This window comes from Nocardia citri, assembly GCF_054065835.1.
On sequence record NZ_JBSUQM010000004.1, the window covers coordinates 146,504 to 165,134 of the forward strand.

The window sequence follows — 18,631 nt, forward strand, 5'->3', positions numbered from 1 at the left end:
GCCGATGCCGCAAACTCATGAGGATTCCAAAAGCGTATTGACATCGGCGGACAGGGAAGCACTGACGGACTCGGCGGTCGCGGCACCGCGTAGCACTCGGTTGCCACCGCGCTCCAACAGCGCGGAAACCTTGCCCCACACCGGAGTAACCGGCAGCGCGCGCGAATTCTCCGGTCCCTCCGTGAATACCCGAAGGTTGCTTATCTCGCGATGCGCGTCCGCGAAGCCTGGCGAGCCCATCGCGGATTTCAGCACCGGTACGAACAGTCCGGATGCCGCGATAATGGCCTGCCCCACCGGTCCGGTCGCGAATTTGACGAATTCCCAGGCCTGCTCGATGCGCGGACTATCTGCGGCAATCGATAATCCGGTGCTGCCGACATCGGTAATCGCCCCCGGGCCGCCATGCGGACCCACCGGCAATACCGTGACATCGATGGGTAAATCGTCGCGCCCCGCGAACTCGGAATACAGCCAGTGCCCACCCATCGTCATCGCCGCCCGACCACTGCGGAACAGATCGGGCGCCGAAACCGACTGCTGGTCAGCGACTTTCGGCGCGACTCGATGGCGAACCGCGAGATCGGCGTAGAACTGGAAACCCTCGACGAACCGTGGATCATCGAGATTGGTCCTGGTCGGATCCACCGGCGGCGAAAACCACTCCGCCCCATTGTTCATACCGAAACACGCGGCCGAGAAATACGGCACCCAGGCGTCGGCGAACCCCCACTGGCGGGTCCGTTCCGATGACTCAGGCCGCGTAAGTGCCCTTGCCGCATCCAGGAATTCGGCGAACGACCACGCATCCTGCCACCGGGTCGGCGCGGTCACTGCGGCATCGGCGAATAGTTTCCGGTTGTAGTAGACAAACACCCCCGACCACTGTTCCGGCAGTGCGTACTGACCACCGCGATAGGTGAAGGTGTCATAGAGCGCCGGATAACTGTCGGCACGCAGTGCGGCAGCGAATTCCGGCTCCCGATCGAGCAACGTGCGCAGATCCAGCAGCACCCCACGCTCGGCGAGTCCGGCATAAAGCAACTCCCACGCCATCATGACGTCGGGACATTTGCCACCCGCACAGTAGGTGAGCATCTGCTGCAGCGGATCCGGCCCGGACATGATGGTGCGAATACGGATCTCCGGGTGCCGCCGCTGGAACTCATCGATGATCTTCAGCCGGACCCGCGCCTCCTCCGGCCTGGCCTGAAAGAAGAAAGTCAGCGCATTGTCGCCGGATCCGCAGCCGGTGCCCGAGAGCAGCGGCGCGGCCAGCACCGTGCCGAGCAGCGTGCGCCTGCGCAACGAGAGCCCTCCTCCAGGCGGGTGTGGAGCTTGGCGGAATCGCATGGCAGCATACGTTCGGCAACACCGACGTGATGGCCGACACACGAACAAAACTTAACGTTGTCCAAAGCCGATGGGAAACCAGCCCGATCGGCGCCACCAATCGGTTACGTTGTCACGTGTTTGATCAGGATCCTGCGCGTTTTACAGGAGAGTAAGCGGATGGCGACAATCGAATATTTGCGGACGGATCCCGATCTGCCACCCGTCGGGGTGGTCGATCAGTCCCCGATCACGCCACGGAAGAAGGCGATCTTCGGGGCGATCGCGGTCGTCGGGGCGATCGCATGGGCCGTCCTCGCCATCTCGCGCGGCGAGAACGTCAACGCCGTCTGGATCGTGATCGCGGCGATCTGTACCTATGTCACCGCCTACCAGTTCTACGCCAGGCTGATCGAATACCGGATCGTCAAGCCGCGCGACGATGTGGCCACGCCCGCCGAGGAATTGGAGAACGGCAAGGATTACATGCCGATGGACCGGCGAGTGCTCTTCGGACACCACTTCGCCGCCATCGCCGGTGCCGGTCCGCTGGTCGGACCGGTGCTGGCCGCGCAGATGGGTTATCTACCGGGCACCATCTGGATCATCGTCGGCGTTGTCCTCGCGGGCGCGGTGCAGGACTACCTGGTGCTGTGGGCCTCGTCGAAGCGCCGTGGGCGCAGCCTCGGACAGATGGCTCGCGACGAACTCGGGCCGATCGGCGGTGTCGCCGCGATCATCGCCGTGCTGGTGATCATGATGATCCTGCTGGCGGTGCTCGGCATCGTGGTCGTGCAGGCACTGGCCGCGGTCAAGGGGCCGGACGGCGACCTGCACGGCGGCAGCCCGTGGGGTGTGTTCTCCATCGGCATGACCATCCCGATCGCCCTGTTCATGGGCCTGTACCTGCGCTTCGTGCGCCCCGGCCGGGTCGGCGAGGTGTCGATCCTCGGCTTCGCGCTGCTGCTGTTCGTCATCATCTCCGGCCGATGGGTTTCCGAATCCGGTTGGGGCCGTGATCTGTTCACGCTGTCCGGTACCACCATCGCCTGGCTGCTGATCGTCTACGGTTTCATCGCCTCGGTGCTACCGGTGTGGTTGCTGCTCGCACCCCGCGACTACCTGTCGACATTCATGAAGATCGGCACCATCGGTTTGCTCGCCCTCGGCATCGTATTCACCATGCCGGTGCTGAAGGCTCCTGCCGTATCGCAGTTCGCGTCCAACAGCAACGGTCCGTCCTTCGCGGGCAGCCTGTTCCCCTTCCTGTTCATCACCATCGCCTGTGGTGCGCTGTCGGGATTCCACGCCCTGGTGTCCTCGGGTACCACGCCGAAGCTGCTGGAGAAGCAGTCGCATGCCCGGATGATCGGCTACGGCGGCATGCTGATGGAGTCGTTCGTCGCGATCATGGCGATGATCACCGCGAGCATTATCGACCAACACCTGTATTTCGCCATGAACGCGGGCGCCGGACTCACCGGCGGCACTGCGGACAAGGCCGCTGCCTACACCAATTCCCTTGGTCTGAGCGGTGATCCGATTTCCGCGGGTGAGTTGACCCAGACCGCGAAGGATGTCGGTGAGACCAGCATCATCTCGCGCACCGGCGGCGCGCCGACACTGGCGATCGGCATGTCCCAGGTGATGTCCGGATTCCTCGGCGGCTCCGGGCTCAAGGCGTTCTGGTACCACTTCGCGATCATGTTCGAGGCGCTGTTCATCCTCACCACCATCGACGCCGGTACCCGGGTCGCGCGCTTCATGCTCTCGGATTCGCTCGGCAATTTGGGTGGTCCGGCACAGAAGTTCAAGGATCCGTCATGGCGGCCCGGTGCGTGGGCGTGCTCGGCCATTGTGGTCGCGGCCTGGGGTTCGGTGCTGCTGATGGGTGTCACCGATCCGCTCGGCGGCATCTACACGCTCTACCCGCTGTTCGGCATCGCCAACCAGCTGCTCGCCGCGATCGCGCTCACCGTCGTGCTGACCATTATGGTCAAGAAGGGCCTGGTGAAATGGGCGTGGATTCCCGCGCTGCCGCTGATCTGGGATCTGACGGTGACCATGACCGCGTCCTGGCAGAAGATCTTCTCCGCCGATCCGAAGCTCGGCTACTGGAAGCAGCACGGTAACTACAGTATCGCCCGCGATGCAGGAAAGCTGTTGGCACCGGCCAAGAATGCCGACGATATGGACAAGATCGTGCGCAACACGTTCATCCAGGGCACGTTGTCGATCATCTTCGCGGTGCTGGTGTTGGTCGTCGCGGTGGTCGGCGTGGTGGTCTGTGTCCGTGCCTGGCGGGCGGGCGGCGGACCGAGCAGCGAAACACCGGAGCAACCGTCGAAGATCTTCGCACCGCGCGGCTTCATCACCACCGCCGAAGAGAAGGCGGTACAGCAGGAATGGGATGCCCTGATCGCATCAGGGCAGGTCCGAGCACCGGGCGCCGCACATGCCAAGGGCGCGGTGGAAACAGCCGGATGACCACAGCAGCGCAGCCGAATGACGGCCGGTCACCTCGACCGGCCGTCATTCGGAGTCTGCGGACGGCCGGAAGTGTCTGTACCGCAAAGGTTCGCGCATTCGCGTCATGGTTCGATGCCGTGCTGGGCGGCCAGGACTACCAGCGCTATGTAGACCATCTGCACCGCAATCACCCCGGTTGTGAGATTCCGTCGGAGCGCGAGTACTGGCGGCGGCGCCACGCGGATGCGGATACCAATCCGCAGAATCGCTGCTGCTGAAGGGAAACGGATTCGCGACTGCGCGTGCGTGGCGACTCAGCGATGCTGTGCTGGCGCGGTCATCGCCGGGTGAGCATTCCAGCGCACGCCTATTCGATGCTCGACTGAGTCGCGCCACGCTCGTGATCCAACAGCCAGCGCTTCACCGGCAGTCCCCAGCGGAACCCGCCGAGCGCTCCCCCGATGCGCAGGACCCGGTGGCACGGCACGAAAAGCGCCGCGGCATTGCGGGCGCAGGCATTGGCGGCGGCGCGGGTGGCATCGGGGCGCCCGGAAAGAGCGGCGTATTCCGTATAGGTGACCGGATCGCCCGCCGGGATTTTGCGCAGCACTTCCCATGCGTGCATGAGGAATTCGCCGGATTGCTGACGCACCTCGATCGCATCGATCGCGGTCAGCTCGCCGCGATGGTAGGCGGTGATCGCGCGGGTCACCGCGCCGAGGTCGTCGCGTCCGCGTAACTCGCTGGGCCGCAGACTCGGGTGGATCAACTGCCGCAAGTTCTCGGCGTCGGCGGTCCAGCCGGCGGCGAGAACGGCACCATCGGCGTCGACCAGTGCGGTGAACGGGCCGATCGGCGTGTCGGAGGTCGCGAAATCGGTTGTCATGAGCGGGTCTTCGCTTTCGGTGCGGCGACGGACTTCGTCGCGGAGGCTTTTGGCGGCGTGGCTTGGCGTCCGGCGAGCGCGCCCTTCCATAGATGCATGGATAGATATGAACGCCACGGTGCCCAGCGCGCGGTATCGGTGAGATCGACGCCGAGCAGGGAGGCGCCTTGGCGGACAACAAGATCGGTGTCGAGCAGCACGTCCGGATCGGCCAGCAACCGCATGGTCACATAGTCGGCGGTCCATGGTCCGACACCGTCCAGAGCCAGCAGGTCGCGGCGCAGATCGGTGGCCGTGCGGCCCGGGTGCAGCACTAGATCGCCGGCGGCGAGTGCCGTGGCCGCGCCGATAATCGAGCGGATCCGCCGCGCCGGACCGGTTAGTATCTCGGCTCCGCGTTCGGCGATCACGCCCGGAGTCGGGAACAGATGTGCGATCGGCCCGTCGATCGGCTCACCGAGCGCCTCGACCAGCCGAGCGGTATGGGTGGCGGCGGCGGATACCGAAATCTGCTGACCGATCATGGTGCGCAGCAACAACTCCGGGCCATCGACGGAGCCGGGTACGCGAATGCCGGGAGTGAACGGCGGGCGGTCCTGGGCGCGGCGGGCGGTGGCCGCACCGACATGGAACGGATGCTCGGCCGGTGCCGCGCCGGCGTCCGGGAGATCTCGTCCGGACATCGCCAGGACGTCGGTATCGGCGGGCACCACGCCGAGCGCGTCATCAATGCCGATCGGGTCCGCATCCAGGTCCAGCAGATGTCGCAGCCGGGCGACGGTCGGTGCGAGATCGCGCATATCGTGCAGGGACAGTTCGGCACGCATGTGATCACGCTGGAAGCTCAACCGCGTCGTCGCATGTCCGTGCGGGGTGCGCAGGCTACGGGTGTAGGCGCGGTCTTCCCACAGTTCCATACCGGGCACAACATGTGCGGAGAGAAACCATTCGAGCCAGCCCCGGTCCAGCGGCTCCCGGAAAGGTAGCCGCAACGTCAACGAGCCGTTGGCGGCGGGTACGAGGTGGTGTCCGGAGCGGGTCACCCGCTGCGCCTCGGTGCGCATGGTGGTCGGACTGACCGCGAATACCTCGCGAACCGTGTCGTTGAACTGGCGAATGCTGGCGAATCCGGCCGCGAAGGCGATATCGGACATCGGCATGGTCGTGGTCTGGATCAGCAGCCGCGCGGTGTGCGCGCGGTACGCCCTGGCCAGTGCGAGCGGGCCGGCCCCCAGTTCGGTGGTGAGCACCCGGGTCAGCTGACGCTGCGAATAGCCCAGCGTGGCGGCCAGCGCGGGCACCCCGCCGCGCTCGATGACGCCGTCGCCGATCAGTCGCATGGCCCGCGCGGCCAGATCGGCGCGGGTATTCCACATCGGTGAGCCGGGTGCGGCATCGGGCAGACAGCGGCGACAGGCCCGGTATCCGGCCTGCTGCGCGGCCGCGGCCGTCGGCAGGAACGTCACATTGGACGGTTTCGGCGTGATCGCCGGACATGAAGGGCGGCAATAGATTCCGGTCGTTCGCACTGCGGTGAAGAACTGACCGTCGAATCGGGAGTCCCGGGTCGACACCGCCCGATAGCAGCGTTCGAAGTCCAAAGCCGTGATCACGTAATCCACAATGGCAGCAACCCACACCAGAAGCTAGCGGAAATCCGCCACTAACCCCTGTGGCGGCGAACAAGACAAACACTCCGGGGTGATCCGAATTGCCGAGCCGCACAACCCTGGCGACTGGTATCGAAAATCGGCGATGTCAGCTGCTACGGACAGCTGACCGTCCCGGGCGATGTCTTGTATGTCAACGCCTCGCCGACCGATGTATGTGCCACGTTCGACTGGCTGATCAATCCCTGAAAACCCCGACTGGAGATCGAATTACGCGGAACTGCCGAGTTCGGCCGCCAGAGCAACCGTAAGCTGGACCTCCACCGGGCCGGCCAGCGCGGTTGTCACGCTCGCTACGCGCGATGGTCTGCTCAGGCGACGGTGGCGCGAAGTTGCGAGCCCGCTCGGCCGCGGATGACGTGCAAGCGGCTCGGAATGCGCTGGCGCATTTCGTCGACATGGCTGACCACGCCGACCACGCGCCCGCCCGCGCGCAGTTCGTCGAGCACCCCCATGACCGCGTCGAGGGTGTCGGCATCGAGTCCGCCGAAACCCTCGTCGATGAATATGGTGTCGAGCACCACACCGCCGGATTCGGCCGCCACGGTATCGGCCAGGCCGAGCGCCAATGACAGTGCGGCCATGAAGGATTCGCCGCCGGAGAGGGTTTTGGCGGGGCGTATGACGCCGGTGTAGTCGTCGCGGATATCCAGGCCGAGACCGCCACGACGACCGCGCGGGCCCGCCTTGTCGGAGTGCACGAATTCGTAGCGCCCGCCCGACATTCGACGCAGGCGGACCGAGCCCGCCAACGCCACCTCCTCCAGGCGGGCAGCAAGTACATAGGAGCGCAGCGACATTCGACGATTGTTCTCGCCTCGGCCCGCGACGACCTCCGCGAGCACCGCCAGTTCCTCATGGGCGCGCTGGACCGGTGCGATCCGATCGACCGCGGCCCACAGCTGACCGCCCAGATTCTCCAGGAGGTTCACCCGCCGCGTGGCCTCCGCGTGGGCGGCGACAGCTGCGTTCAGTTGGGTCTGCGCGGCGGACACGGCGGACTCCAACTCCGCGAGATCGCCGGGTTCGGTCGACGCGGCGGCTTGGATCTCGGGTTCGGCGAGCACGGCCTCGGCATGCGCGCGAGACCGATCGGCGGCGATCAGTTCCGCTTCGATCTCGCTCTGCCGCTGTGGGGTCCGTGACGCAGCGGTGACAACTCTCGCATACGCCGTCAGCAAGGCGACGTCATCGCGTGATCGCGGGTCTGCCTCGGCTGACGTCGAAGCGACTGCGCCCCTGGTTGTCTCCACACCGCCGACGAGCGCCTCGGTCGCATGAGAACCCGCGCCGACCCGGTCGGCGTCGACGACTGCGCTACCACTGGCTGCGCCCCCAGGGTCGGTGACCTGCGAAGTATTCGGCCCCGGCACCCGAGCGGGAGTTGCCCCTGGACCGGACGCGACGCAGTTGTCGGCCTGCTCGATAACGAAACCCGCTGCCAGCGCCAGGCTCTCGACTCGGTCGGCGATCACGGTGACCTGCTCGGCCGCGGCCGACTCGTCAGTGCGAGCGTCACGCAGGGCAGTGGCGGCGCCGATCAGGCTATCGAGGCGGGCCCGGCGGCGGTCGATGGTCTCATCCGCGCCCGCGGCGGTGCGCAGGCGGTCGGTGAGTTCGGTGAGGCGCGTCGTGGCGGCGGCGATTCGGGTGGTGACGGTGCTGCGGCGGGTATCGGATTCGCGGAGTTCGTCGTGCAGGCGTGATTCGTCGGTGCGCAAGCGGGTCAGTTCAGCGGTGAGGCTGTCGGAGAGGGTGGCGAGTTCGGCGGCGTCGTCGTAGCGGTCGGTGGCGGCGCGCAGGGCGGCGGCCAGTTCCACGCGATCGGCATCGCCGCCGCGGGCGATGAGCGCATCGATTTCGCGTTCCAGATCCGTGATTCGAGCCTGCACGCGGTCACGGACATCCTCGGCTGCGCGCTCGGCGGTGGCCGCCGCATCTTCGGCCTCCTTCGATACCGCGCTGGCCGCGGCACGAGCCGGTGCGGGGTGGTCGGCGGACCCGCACACCGCGCACGGCGCGCCGTCGATCAGCTGACCGGCGAGCTCGGCGGCCATACCGGCCAGTCTGCGCTCACGCAGATCGAGTACGCGCTCTTTGGCATCGAGATGTGCGGCGCGGGCCGACTCCAATTCGATCCGGGCACGGTCGAGAGTTGTGCTGCGACCAGCGAGTTCGACCGCCGCCATCGCCGCAGCCTGCAGCCGTTCACATTCGGCGCTCAGGGCGGGCAGTTCGGCTGCGGCCTCGGTGGTTTCACGCAGCCGGGTCTCGATTGTTGTGATCGATTCGGGCAGTTGCCGACGCATCCGAGTCAGCTCGTCCACCCGGCCGGTGAGCGCGGCGCCTTCCTCGCGCAGCGTGGCGAGTTCGGCGGTGAGCCGGGTCGCGGTGGTCGCATCGGCGCGCACCTCGTCGAGCGCGCCGATCTGGGCACTCCAGCGTCTGATGGCCGCGTCGACATCCGCGTCGGCGCCGACGATCGGCGTCGCGTCCGGGGCGGGTTCGACCGTGATCAGCTCATTGCCCGCGATGTCCGCGCCAGCGGGTTCGGAAAGCAGTCCGGCCAATTGTGCTGCGATGCCATGGGTTTGATCGGACTTGCGCCTGGCGTGCAGAACTGCCGCGCGGGCCTCATCGATCGCCTCGGCGACCGGCGCGGCACGGCGGGCCGAATCGAGTACGGCCTGCAGATCGGCGCGGTGATCGGCGGTAGCCGCGTATTCGTCGAGCCGCTCGCGGGCCGCGGTCATACGCCGACGCAATTCGTGCAGGCGGCGCTGTTCCTCGGCACGGGACCGGATGCGCGCCGATTCCTGTTGGCACCGTTCGGCTTCCGCCGCAGTCGTGGTGAGTTCGATACGCGCGGTCGCGAGCAGATCCTGCGACCAGCCGACCGCCTCGAGGGGCCCGACCGATTCGGCCGCCGCCTGCCCCGCCGCCACCGCGACCTGCGCGATCAACCGATCTATGCCCTGATTGCGCGAGTCCACATCCGCGGCCGAGGCCCTGCGCTTATCCGCCAACCACTGCTCGGCACTGCCGAAACGTTCAGTGTCGAAGAGCTTTTCGAGCAACTTCTCGCGTTCCTCGTTCTCCGCTCGCAGAAATCGCGCGAAATCACCCTGGGGCAGCAGCACGACTTGAAAGAACTGGTCCGCGCTCATGCCGAGCAGCCGGATGATCTCGTCGCCGATATCAGTCAGGCGAGCGAGATTCGCGCCGCGTCCGTCCAACCATTCCAGCGTCGCGGCGGCATTCTCCTTGACCCAGCCGCTTTTGGCCCGCTTGCTCGGCCGCTGGAACTCCGGCGAACGCGTCAACCGCACGCGTCGGCCACCGAGCGTCGCCTCCAGCACCACCCGCGGCGGTGTCTGCTCGTCGGCATGATCGGAATGCAGCCGCTTACTCTCGCCACGCGCGCCCGGCACGCTGCCGTACAATGCGAAAGCGATCGCATCCAGCACCGTTGTCTTTCCGGCCCCGGTCTGCCCGTGCAGCAGGAACAGTCCATCCGCGCCGAGCGCGTCGAAGTCGACAACCGTGGTCTCGGCGAATGGGCCGAATGCGGTCATCTCCAGCCGGTGCAGCCTCATTCAGAGCTCCCGGCAACTGCCAGTCGCCGCGAACACCATCCGGCGTGCCGTCACGAATTGTGCGGCAAGATGGCCGGATTTCGGCGACCCGGCGGGGCGATCGGTTTTATTGCTCGCGGGACGCACTGTTGCACCGCCGATGCCGGGCCCGGATCCTCTGGAACAAGGCGCAGACTCGAGTGGGTTATCGGTCGACCGATCGCCGCTCATGCGGACAATCCTCCGGCAAGGCTGACGGCTGCGGGCACCACTCGGTCGGGTTCGGCGACGGCGGCGGCGAGCGCTCGCTCCAGCCAGACCATTTCGCCCGGGGTGGGTTCGCCGCGGACGTCGGTCAGGAAGCTCTGCGCTACTTCGGTATCGCGGCGGCCGTGCACGCGCTCACGGTAGCGCAGTTCCGGGTTGCCTTCCGGACGCGTCCATTCCACATGCACTGCGTGTGGGAACCGTTCGCGCAGTTTGCGCAGGGCGTCGACGGGGCGGGCGTAGTCGGTGAGCGTCGCCGAGACGTAGTGCTCCTCGGCCTCGGAATAGGCGGCGTCACCGAGCAATTCGTCGAGTGTGCCGGTGAGACGACTCAGACCGCGCACACGTGGAAGATCGCGGCGCCGCACCGAACGCAGACCGGTGGCGTCCAGATCGACCAGCCATACCGCCTTGCGGTGCGAGGTCTCGGCGAACGAATACGGCAGCGGGGAACCGGAATAGCGCACAGATTCCGACAGCGTCTGTGCTGAATGCAGATGTCCGAGCGCCACATAGTCGATGCCATCGAATGCCGAGAGCGGTACGGTTTCCACACCACCGACCGAAATCGAACGCTCGGAACCGGTCGCCTCGCCACCGACCACGAAGGCGTGGGCAAGCACCACAGTGCGGGTTCCGGGACGCTCGGCGATATCGGCGCGGACCCGGCTCATTGCCGCGTCCAGAATCTCCGCGTGCGAACGCGCATGCGGCACACCGAGATCGGCGCGGGTGATTTCCGGCTCCAGATACGGGATGCCGTAAAAGGCGATCGCACCGTGCTCGTCGGACAGCAGCACCGGCTGATCGGCAGCGGCGACCGTGGTGCGCAGATGCAGACCGCCCGCGGCCGCGAAACTCGCACCGGCGCCGAGTCGTGTCGGCGAATCGTGATTGCCCGACGTCGCGATGATGTGTGCGCCGGCCGCGCGAATGGCCTCGAATCCCCGGATGCACACTGCGATCGCATCGGCGCTCGGAATGGATCGGTCGTACACGTCCCCCGGCAGTACGACGACGTCAACGGATTCCGCGGCCACCAATTCGGCTATGGCCGCGAGCGCGGCGGCCTGATCGGTGAGCAGATCGACCCCATGAAATGTGCGCCCGATGTGCCAGTCCGAGGTGTGCAGCATCCGCATGCCGCGAAACCGTAGGCGATGGCACCGACACACTTCAATTGCCGTCCCCGCCGTGTCGGATTCCGGCGCTCCGGTACGGCGTGTTGGCGGCGTTTCATTCAAGTTTGTTGTATAGCCCCTGGCGACCGACCGCACAATATGAGTCCGCGGTGCCCCCACGTGCATCGTTGCGCTGCGATTCCGGTCTGCTAAGCACGCCTGCGGCCACAACGTGATCCTCGCTACTCTCACGGCTTCGATCGCGTTGCTGCGTACGGTCGCCTTCGGCTGGCGGCAAGAGGCGCTGTCCCGCGAGGTGGCAACCGTTCAGCAATTGGGTCGCGAGCTCCGCAACCGATTCGGCATGTGGACCGCCTCGGCGCGCAACTCGGCAAGGCCGTAGACGCTTTCAACGACACCGTCAGCTCGATGGAGTCGCGGGTAATGGTTACCGCACGCAGACTCCACGATCTGGAAATGGCCGAACAGGAGGTCCCGGCAATCCATCGAGTGGATTCATTGCCGCGGGCGGTGAGCTTCGCCGACGCCGACGATCAGCCCCTGCGACCGCCGTGCCGTAACACCGCCGAACGCGCCGGCAGTTAGTGTCATGGGGTGGCTGCTTCCCAACGTGTGCGACCCCGGGTGCCCGCGCCGCATCGTTCGATCCTGCCCTCGGTGCCGGGTATTCCGGCCGGGGCGGCGGTTCTGATCGCGGTGGCGTGCACGTTTCTGGGGTTCCTGATCGATGCCCACGGCGAGAACGACGAGCTGACCGAGACGTTCAACACGTTATATGTGGTCGGCTGCGTCGCGGCGGTGCTCGCCGTTCGCTATCGCGGAATCTTCACCACGATGGTGCTGCCACCGCTACTGCTGTTCGTCGCGGTGCCGCTGGCTTATCAGCAGCTCATCGGTCACGCTTCGACCGGCCTCAAGGACATCCTGCTGAACCTGGCAATCCCGCTGGTGAACCGGTTCCCGATCATGGCGTTGGCCACCGTGCTGGTACTGGCGATCGGCGCGGGGCGGATCGTGCTGCACAGGCGTGAGGAGGCCGCGGGCCGCGCCGACGAATCCCGTCGCGGCACCAGCTGGGGCCGCGGCAACGCAACCAAACGCACCAGGTCGGAGCGCACCGAACGCGGCTCGCTCGCCGATGCCGCGCGCCGGCGCCCCCGCCGTCCCCAGGCCGATGCCACCGACCGCGATACCGATCTGCATCTGCCACGCCCATCCCGTCGCGGCACCTCGAAAGTAGCCGACGCTGCGCCGCGCGTCGGCGGCGCCAACGGCGCTCGGGCTGACGAGCGTCCGGGCCGCGAGCGCAGATCGAACCCCCGCACCGCCACGGCAGCGACCCGAAGCGAGGCCGAACCGAGCCGAGCCGGACGCCCCGCCGCGGCAACCCCTCGGGCCGAAAGTGATCCGAGCCGAGCCGCTGCCAGCAGGCGACGCGGCGAAGCCCCACCGCCGCACCCCCAGCCCAATGTCCGCTACCGCGAACGCGATTCGAGCCGCACCGAACGACGTCGGCCGGAAAACCTGTAGCCGGACAGTGCCGTGTCTGCGGCGCCCGTCACCTAGTTCCCACGCGACAGCCCCGAAAGCTGTTGACGCGACCCTGCGGCGCGGAACAGTCCAACACCAGTACCCGAAAGCCGTCGCCGCAAGTATGAGACACCGACTACCGACATCGCGTAAAAATCGTCGGCACCGTCCAGCGGCGCAAACGCGAGGCGTCGACCACCAGCGCTGCGTGACAGCTGGCAGCGCAACTCACCTCACGCAAACACCCAGCGCACCGCGAATACGTTGCGCTGGATGCTGAAATCCCCGGTGCAGGTCAGCGACGGGACTCGCGCAACTCCCGAGGAAGTGCGAATACCAAGGTCTCATTGGCGGTCGTGACCGGCTGCACTTCACCGAATCCGCATTCGGCCAACATATCCAGCACGCCGCGCACCAGGATGTCGGGTACCGACGCACCGGAGGTGATGCCGACCGTGCGCACACCCTCCAGCCATGCCGGGTCGACCTCGCGGGCGTAGTCCACCAGGTACGCGGCCTTCGCGCCCGCGCCGAGCGCAACCTCGACCAGGCGTACCGAATTCGACGAATTGCGCGAGCCGACCACGATCACCAGATCGCATTCCGGCGCCATCGCCTTGACCGCGACCTGACGGTTCTGGGTCGCGTAGCAGATGTCATCGCTCGGCGGATCCTGCAGTGCCGGGAAGCGCTGGCGCAACCGCTGCACCGTCTCCATGGTCTCGTCGACGCTCAGCGTGGTCTGGGAGAGCCAGATCACCTTGGACTCGTCGCGCACGGTGACGCGCTCGACCGCATCCGGACCGTCGACGAGTTGCACGTGTTCGGGCGCCTCCCCCGCGGTGCCCTCGACCTCCTCATGCCCCTCGTGACCGATCAGCAGAATGTCGTAGTCGTCGCGGGCGAAGCGCTTGGCCTCCTGATGCACCTTGGTCACCAGCGGGCAGGTCGCGTCGATGGTGCGCAGATTCCGCGCCGCCGCCGACTCGTGCACGGCGGGTGAGACACCGTGCGCGGAAAACACGACCAACGCGCCCTCGGGCACCTCGTCGGTCTCGTCGACGAAGATCACCCCCTGCTCGCGCAGTGTCTCCACCACGTGGCGGTTGTGCACGATCTCCTTGCGCACATAGATCGGCGCACCGTGCTTGTCCAGCGCCTTCTCCACCGTCTCGACCGCACGGTCCACACCCGCGCAGTAGCCACGCGGTTCGGCTAGCAGCACGCGCTTACCACCATCGGCATCGGCGGATCCGGAATCGGCCGAGCGGGCGATTCCGATGTTCAAAGAGATGGCCGAAGACATGCCCCTCAGCTTACGTGCGGCCGATGAATGCCGGGCGGCCGGTCGCCGCCTCGACAAGGTCGTTCTCGACACACTCGCAACCGGGCTGAAGTGTGGTCTCGTAATGCAGAAACCGGCGCGTTTGGTCAGTCCCCGAAGATGCTGCCTGCCTATCCACCTAGGGTCCCGCGCGCGCCGAAGTAGATTCCGTGTCTGTGACACCAGTGCTTTGCATAACATCCTGTATCGGGCAGGCTAGGAGCATGTTTCGACCACCGTTCCTGGCCCGGGTCGCCGTCGGCGCCGCCGTATGCGTCATCGAAGAAACTCGTCGGCTACCGACTGCCGCAGTGAATTTCCCGATCACCGCGATCAGCCAGATATTGCAGACCACCATGCACGTCCAGCAGTTCGTGACCAGCCTCGCCCTCAAGGGCGACGGCGTATTCGAGCGTCTCACGAACACCCCGGTCGAACAGCCCGACTGGGCCACCTTCGACGAGGACACCGAGCCGGAGTTCACCGCTCCCGGCCGCACCAGCCGTTTCGATGTGTACACCGACGACGTGTACACCGACGACGAATCCGCCGACTTCACCGCCGATACCGCCCGTGCCGGTGAGAGCAACGGACACGCCGCCTCGGTCCAGACCATTGCCGTGCCGGATACCGAGGTTTCCGTGGCACCCCAGCCCGGGCTTGAACCCGAACCCCAGCCCGAGATCGAACCCCAGCCCGAGATCGTCGAGCCCGAGATCGTCGAGCCCGAGGTGGCCACGCGCTACGACTACGTCAATATGACGCTGGCCCAGTTGCGCGCCCGCCTGCGCATGCTGACGGTCGAGGACCTGATCGCCCTGCTCGATTACGAACAGCAGACGCGCGCCAGGGCGCCGTTCGTGACCATGCTGACGAATCGGATCGCCACCGTGCGGGCTCAGTGAACGAACCTCCCGCGTCCTCGTCGACGGTTGGCCAGGAATCCGCCGGCCAACCCGACCGTGCGGCTCCCGCCAACTCCGCCGAACACCCGTGGCCGGTGCGTTCGGTGGCCGTCAAGGTCGCGCAGTGGATCGACCGGCTGGGCAGCATCTGGGTGGAGGGCCAGATCACCCAGATCAATCTGCGTCCCGGCACCAGCACCGCCTTCCTGGTGTTGCGCGATACCGCCGCCGATATGTCGCTGTCGGTGACGTGTCATCCGGATCTCATCCGTCGCTCCGCAGTCCCGCTACAAGAGGGCAGCCGGGTCGTGGTGTACGGCAAACTCGCGTTCTTCACCGGTCGCGGCACGATTTCGTTGCGCGCCATGGAGATTCGCCCGGTCGGCATCGGCGAACTGCTGGCCCGCATCGAACGGTTGAAGGCATTGCTCGCCGCGGAGGGACTATTCGACCCCCGGCTGAAGCGGCCGATCCCGTTCCTGCCCAAGACAATCGGTCTGATCACCGGCCGCGCCGGCGCCGCCGAGCATGACGTCCTGACCGTGGCCCGAAACCGTTGGCCCGCTGTGCGTTTCGAAATCCGCAATACCGCGATGCAAGGTCCGAGCGCGGTACCGCAGATGGTGCAAGCGCTGGCGGGACTCGATCGTGATCCGGCCGTCGAGGTCATCGTGCTGGCCCGCGGCGGCGGCAGCGTGGAGGATCTGCTGCCCTTCTCCGACGAGACACTGTGCCGCGCCATAGTCGCCGCGTCCACCCCGATCGTCAGCGCGATCGGACACGAACCCGATAACCCGCTGTGTGATCTGGTCGCCGACCTGCGCGCCGCCACCCCCACCGATGCCGCCAAGCGCGTCGTGCCCGACGCCGCGGCCGAACTCGCCGGGGTGCGCGATATGCGCGCCCGCGCCGCCGCCGCGCTGCGCGGCTGGGTGGACCGCGAGACCAGGGCATTGGCCCAGCTCCGTTCCCGGCCGGTGCTGGCCGACCCGCTACGCGAACTCGACCGCCGCTACGACGAGATCGAACGTCTGCGCGCCGCCGCCCGCCGCACCGCTGAACATGTGATCAGCACCGAAACCACGGCAACCCGCCACCTGCGTGAAAAACTCACCGCGGTGGGCCCGGCCGCGACGCTGGCCCGTGGCTACGCTGTCGTGCAGCGCGTCAGCGGTGAGCAGCGGCATGTGGTCCGCTCGATCGAGGACGCGCCCGCAGGCAGTCAACTGCGGATACGAGTCGCCGACGGCGCCATCACCGCCGCGGCCTTGGGCACCCGAGCAGTGGGCAAGACCGATACAGGGAGGAACTGACCTTGGCCGACCCCGGCAAGGACGACGAGTTGGCCGAGATCTCCACCTTCGGCTACGAACGCGCCCGCGACGAACTGGTCAACGTCGTCAAAATGCTCGAACAGGGCGGCCTCGACCTGGACGAATCCCTCGCGCTGTGGGAGCGCGGCGAGGCACTGGCCATCCGCTGCGAGGAACATCTGGCGGGTGCGCGTCAACGAGTCGAGAACGCCCTGTCCCGCACCGACCTCGAATCCGACGAATAACCATCCGCCGCGCCACGCTGTGTCACAAATTTGTGCCACACTTGGCCACCGCACTGGAACTAGCCACTGATCTGATCGCATTCGTCACCTATGACAAGCGCCTCGGTGCTTGCGGCAGAAGCCGCCGGTTTGACGTGGGTAGCTCCGCTCTGACTAGCGGCTGAGCGGCTGAGCGGCGGCGATGGCGCCGGCCAGGGTCGTGAAGGCGGCGTGGTTGCCCGCGCCGGTGATGAGCACTCGAGACTGGCCGAAGTCGGCGATCCATGCCGTCTCGGAGCCCTGTTCGGCGTACACGACCCACTTCTGGTCGCCGACCTGCTCGGTGCCGGTACCGTAGCGGGAGCCGAGTACGAAGCGCGACAGTGCTTCTTCGGTCGCGCTGCTCTGGCTCATCCGCATGTACGTACCCTGCGGGGTGATGTAACCGACAGTGCTGACCGGCCCGCCACCGGTCGTGGTGATCGTGTCGCGGCTACCGGAGTTCGGCGTCCAGTGCTCGGGCAGGCTCGGTTTGCGGACCGGGAAGGGCATCGTCTTCGCATCGTTGGCCAGTGCGGCCGTCACGTCGAAGTTCGGAATATTGCCCTGGGTCGGCCCGTTCGCGGCGAAACTGCACTGACTGGCGAGTCCGGCGAAGACCACGGCGATCAGCACCAACGGGATCAGTGACCAGAAAAGATCCCGGTAGTCGTGCAGAATGCGTGGTTTTTGGTACGACACGCTCCCAGTATCCATGCCCGTTCGGGCCCGGTCCCGGAGAGGTGGTCCGAGATCTGGACCTGACTATTTCAAGCGACCCGCGAGCAATCGCTACGGGTAGTACCTGACCGGGAACGGTCGCGCTTCTGAGAGAATCAGCGGTAGCAACGACCGTAGGAGGCACACCGTAATGACGGCATCTTCGCCCGCACCCAGCCGCCGCGAGGCGCCGGACCGCAACCTGGCGCTCGAACTGGTCCGGGTCACCGAGGCCGGTGCGATGGCCGCGGGCCGCTGGGTCGGCCGCGGTGATAAGGAAGGTGGCGACGGTGCGGCCGTCGACGCCATGCGGCAGCTGGTCAGCTCCGTTTCCATGCGCGGCATCGTGGTCATCGGTGAGGGCGAGAAGGACGAAGCGCCCATGCTCTACAACGGTGAGCTGGTAGGCGACGGCACCGGTCCCGAGGTCGATTTCGCGGTCGACCCGATCGACGGAACCACCCTGATGTCGAAGGGTTCGCCGGGCGCCATCGCGGTGCTCGCCGTCGCCGAGCGCGGCGCGATGTTCGACCCGTCCGCGGTGTTCTACATGCACAAGATCGCGGTCGGCCCCGATGCGGCGGGTGTGATCGATATCTCCGCCCCGATCGGCGAGAACATCAGCCGGGTGGCCAAGGCCAAGAGCCTGTCGAAGTCCGATCTGACCGTCTGCATCCTGGATCGGCCGCGCCATGCCGAGCTGATTCAGCAGGTCCGCGACTCGGGCGCGCGCATCCGCCTGATCTCCGACGGTGACGTCGCGGGCGCCATCGCCTGCGCCCGTCCCGATTCCGGCACCGACATCCTGGTCGGCATCGGCGGCACCCCCGAAGGCATTATCGCCGCGGCCGCGCTGCGCTGTATGGGCGGCGAACTCCAGGGCATGCTCGCCCCGAAGGACGACGAGGAACGCCAAAAGGCCATCGACGCCGGTCACGACCTCGCTCGCGTCCTCACCATCAATGATCTGGTCTCGGGCGATAACGTCTTCTTCTGCGCCACCGGCGTCACCGATGGCGACCTGCTACGCGGCGTCCGCTACTACCCCGGCGGCGCCTCCACCCAGTCCATCGTCATGCGCTCCAAGTCCGGCACCGTCCGCATGATCGACGCCTACCACCGCCTCACCAAGCTCCGCGAGTACTCCTCGGTCGATTTCATCGGCGACGAGGATGCGGTGCCGCCGCTGCCCTGATTTCTCGGAAAGTGTCGAACCCGGTCCGATTCGGATCGGG

The 18,631-nt window shown here is 66.6% G+C and carries 16 protein-coding genes; 9 read left to right on the forward strand and 7 right to left on the reverse strand.

What is annotated here, in order from left to right:
• Positions 1-15 precede the first annotated feature (15 nt).
• Entirely contained in the window at positions 16-1,353 is a 1,338-nt protein-coding gene (locus ACW2Q0_RS08655; RefSeq protein WP_457187991.1) for an ABC transporter substrate-binding protein, read from the reverse strand.
• 159 nt (positions 1,354-1,512) lie between these two features.
• Between ACW2Q0_RS08655 and ACW2Q0_RS08660 the strand changes: the two genes are divergently transcribed.
• The gene (locus ACW2Q0_RS08660; protein ID WP_457187993.1) at positions 1,513-3,819 is read left to right on the forward strand and encodes a carbon starvation CstA family protein; all 2,307 of its coding nucleotides are present in this window, start codon (positions 1,513-1,515) and stop codon (positions 3,817-3,819) included.
• Positions 3,816-4,079: a YbdD/YjiX family protein gene (locus tag ACW2Q0_RS08665; RefSeq protein WP_457187996.1), complete on the forward strand. Its 264-nt coding sequence runs from the start codon at positions 3,816-3,818 to the stop codon at positions 4,077-4,079. Before ACW2Q0_RS08660 ends, ACW2Q0_RS08665 begins: the two co-directional genes overlap by 4 nt.
• A gap of 89 nt (positions 4,080-4,168) precedes the next feature.
• Here the strand turns inward: ACW2Q0_RS08665 and ACW2Q0_RS08670 are convergent, their stop codons facing one another.
• The 4 genes from ACW2Q0_RS08670 to ACW2Q0_RS08685 form a co-directional block, all read right to left on the reverse strand.
• The gene (locus ACW2Q0_RS08670) at positions 4,169-4,687 is read right to left on the reverse strand and encodes a methylated-DNA--[protein]-cysteine S-methyltransferase (protein ID WP_457187998.1); all 519 of its coding nucleotides are present in this window, start codon (positions 4,685-4,687) and stop codon (positions 4,169-4,171) included.
• On the reverse strand, positions 4,684-6,309 hold the full coding sequence (locus ACW2Q0_RS08675; RefSeq protein ID WP_457188000.1) for a DNA-3-methyladenine glycosylase 2 family protein: 1,626 nt from the start codon (positions 6,307-6,309) through the stop codon (positions 4,684-4,686). The genes ACW2Q0_RS08670 and ACW2Q0_RS08675 overlap by 4 nt, the downstream gene beginning before the upstream one ends.
• Before the next feature lie 359 nt (positions 6,310-6,668).
• Positions 6,669-9,953: an AAA family ATPase gene (locus ACW2Q0_RS08680; protein ID WP_457188002.1), complete on the reverse strand. Its 3,285-nt coding sequence runs from the start codon at positions 9,951-9,953 to the stop codon at positions 6,669-6,671.
• Between the two features lie 206 nt (positions 9,954-10,159).
• Positions 10,160-11,341 carry an exonuclease SbcCD subunit D gene (locus ACW2Q0_RS08685; protein ID WP_457188004.1) on the reverse strand — a complete coding sequence of 394 codons (1,182 nt, stop codon included), beginning with the start codon at positions 11,339-11,341 and terminating at the stop codon, positions 10,160-10,162.
• 211 nt (positions 11,342-11,552) lie between these two features.
• On the opposite strand from ACW2Q0_RS08685, the gene rmuC reads away from it, so the two are divergent.
• Genes rmuC through ACW2Q0_RS08700 form a run of 3 tightly spaced genes read left to right on the forward strand, consistent with a single transcriptional unit; the run spans position 11,553 to position 12,871 of the window.
• Complete coding sequence (gene rmuC, locus ACW2Q0_RS08690; RefSeq protein WP_457188006.1) at positions 11,553-11,723, forward strand: DNA recombination protein RmuC; 171 nt, start codon at positions 11,553-11,555, stop codon at positions 11,721-11,723.
• Positions 11,687-11,926 carry a hypothetical protein gene (locus ACW2Q0_RS08695; protein ID WP_457188007.1) on the forward strand — a complete coding sequence of 80 codons (240 nt, stop codon included), beginning with the start codon at positions 11,687-11,689 and terminating at the stop codon, positions 11,924-11,926. The genes rmuC and ACW2Q0_RS08695 overlap by 37 nt, the downstream gene beginning before the upstream one ends.
• Positions 11,927-11,935: 9 nt before the next feature.
• Positions 11,936-12,871 (forward strand): DUF6542 domain-containing protein, encoded by a 936-nt coding sequence (locus tag ACW2Q0_RS08700; RefSeq protein WP_457188009.1) that lies wholly within the window; start codon positions 11,936-11,938, stop codon positions 12,869-12,871.
• A gap of 295 nt (positions 12,872-13,166) precedes the next feature.
• Here ACW2Q0_RS08700 and ACW2Q0_RS08705 read toward each other — a convergent pair whose 3' ends face one another.
• A complete protein-coding gene (locus ACW2Q0_RS08705) occupies positions 13,167-14,177 on the reverse strand; it encodes a 4-hydroxy-3-methylbut-2-enyl diphosphate reductase (RefSeq protein WP_457188011.1) in 1,011 nt (336 codons plus the stop codon).
• A 242-nt stretch (positions 14,178-14,419) separates the two neighbouring features.
• Here ACW2Q0_RS08705 and ACW2Q0_RS08710 point away from each other — a divergent pair, with 242 nt between their 5' ends.
• Genes ACW2Q0_RS08710 through ACW2Q0_RS08720 form a run of 3 tightly spaced genes read left to right on the forward strand, consistent with a single transcriptional unit; the run spans position 14,420 to position 16,658 of the window.
• Complete coding sequence (locus ACW2Q0_RS08710; protein ID WP_457188013.1) at positions 14,420-15,100, forward strand: lipid droplet-associated protein; 681 nt, start codon at positions 14,420-14,422, stop codon at positions 15,098-15,100.
• The gene (xseA, locus tag ACW2Q0_RS08715) at positions 15,097-16,413 is read left to right on the forward strand and encodes an exodeoxyribonuclease VII large subunit (RefSeq protein ID WP_457188015.1); all 1,317 of its coding nucleotides are present in this window, start codon (positions 15,097-15,099) and stop codon (positions 16,411-16,413) included. The genes ACW2Q0_RS08710 and xseA overlap by 4 nt, the downstream gene beginning before the upstream one ends.
• 2 nt (positions 16,414-16,415) lie before the next feature.
• Positions 16,416-16,658, forward strand: coding sequence for an exodeoxyribonuclease VII small subunit (locus tag ACW2Q0_RS08720; RefSeq protein WP_457188016.1), 243 nt, complete (start codon positions 16,416-16,418; stop codon positions 16,656-16,658).
• Between the two features lie 153 nt (positions 16,659-16,811).
• Here ACW2Q0_RS08720 and ACW2Q0_RS08725 read toward each other — a convergent pair whose 3' ends face one another.
• Positions 16,812-17,378, reverse strand: a complete 567-nt coding sequence (locus ACW2Q0_RS08725) for a DUF4245 domain-containing protein (RefSeq protein WP_457188018.1) — start codon at positions 17,376-17,378, stop codon at positions 16,812-16,814.
• Positions 17,379-17,547: 169 nt separating this feature from the next.
• On the opposite strand from ACW2Q0_RS08725, the gene glpX reads away from it, so the two are divergent.
• The gene (glpX, locus tag ACW2Q0_RS08730; RefSeq protein WP_457188020.1) at positions 17,548-18,591 is read left to right on the forward strand and encodes a class II fructose-bisphosphatase; all 1,044 of its coding nucleotides are present in this window, start codon (positions 17,548-17,550) and stop codon (positions 18,589-18,591) included.
• Positions 18,592-18,631: the final 40 nt, after the last annotated feature.